The organism is Anoxybacillus sp. MB8 (assembly GCF_011006755.1).
Classification (GTDB): Bacteria; Bacillota; Bacilli; order Bacillales; family Anoxybacillaceae; genus Anoxybacillus; species Anoxybacillus gonensis.
Map to the genome: position 1 here is coordinate 1 of NZ_RXXX01000097.1, position 1,222 is coordinate 1,222.

General features: G+C 44.8%; 1 protein-coding gene. It reads left to right on the forward strand.

Annotated elements, in window-relative coordinates; all coding sequences use genetic code 11:
* Positions 1-128: 128 nt before the first annotated feature.
* Positions 129-1,222, forward strand: a 1,094-nt coding sequence (locus EKC99_RS15270; RefSeq protein ID WP_163152658.1) for an ISL3 family transposase, incomplete at its 3' end; no start/stop codon positions are given.

A 1,222-nucleotide genomic window follows, 5' to 3' on the forward strand; every position in this document is an offset into this window, starting at 1 on the left:
GGCTCTTCACCACAAGTTGTACTTGATGATTTAAGATCGGTGTGCATAGAGAAATTAGAGGGTACAAAAAATGCGAATTTTCCTGTATGGTAAAGGTGACCAAACCAAACCACTGGAGGAAAATTCGCATGTACTCTCAGTTTATCAAAGAACTCATCGATTTACCAGATGTTTTGATTCAAAAGGTACGAAAAGAAGAAGAACGTTGGATTTTCGAACTTTCTCTGCCTGAACAATGTCCGTTATGTCCTGTCTGCTTGAAGCGCACGATCAAAATGACATGCAAAAAGAAGCAATGGATGCATGGCTATGCTCAGCGAATCGGAATTTTTTGGATTGAACTTCCTGTCGAGCGCAGACGTTGTGGTACGTGTGGCATGACATTCAGCACGTCTTATCCATCGATCTCTCCTCGAAGTGTGGCGACGGATGCTTTTCAGCAATGGGTCGCGCAATCTTGTATCGGAACATCTATTCAGGCAGTGGCTCGGATGCTCAAGCTTCCTTACACGACGGTGGAACGTTGGTTTTATATCCATGCCCCCTCCTTCCTATCAAATGACATCCAACCAAAGGCGGTTTGTGTCGATGAGTTCGCTTTTCGAAAAGGGCATGACTACGGAGTGGCGATCATGGATGCCGAAACAGGTGAAGTGTATGCCATTGAAGCAGGAAAGAACGAGGAAGCCATTGGACGTGCGTTGGCTCATGTGTCTCGTTCTGTTCAGGTTGTCGTGAGCGATTTAGCTCCAGCGATGAAAAAAGCGATTCAAAGAGTTTGCCCAGAGGCGACACATGTGGTCGATTATTTCCATGTCATTCAGCTGTTTACAGATGCTTTAGAGCGTTGTCGCAAATATGTAGACAAAGGAGGCAAGAAACACGGAAATGTTCGTTACGTTTGCCGTTTATTGAGTCAATGCCGAGAGAAATTGACAGAGGCAGAACGTCAAATTGTACGGGAATGGTGCAATGAAAGCGATTACTTAAAGTCTGTCTACCAATCGCTCCAACATTTTCGCTATGTGTCCAAAAGCAAAGACGTGCAACAGGCGAAACGACGTTTGGAGGTTTGGATTCATCGGTATTCGTTTTGTCCTTGTTCGGTTGTGCGTGCCATCGCAAAATCACTCGTCAAACGAACAGACGAAATCATATCGTGCATGTTATCGCCTTATTCGAATGGGAAAATGGAGGGAACGAATAACAAGATCAAGCTGAT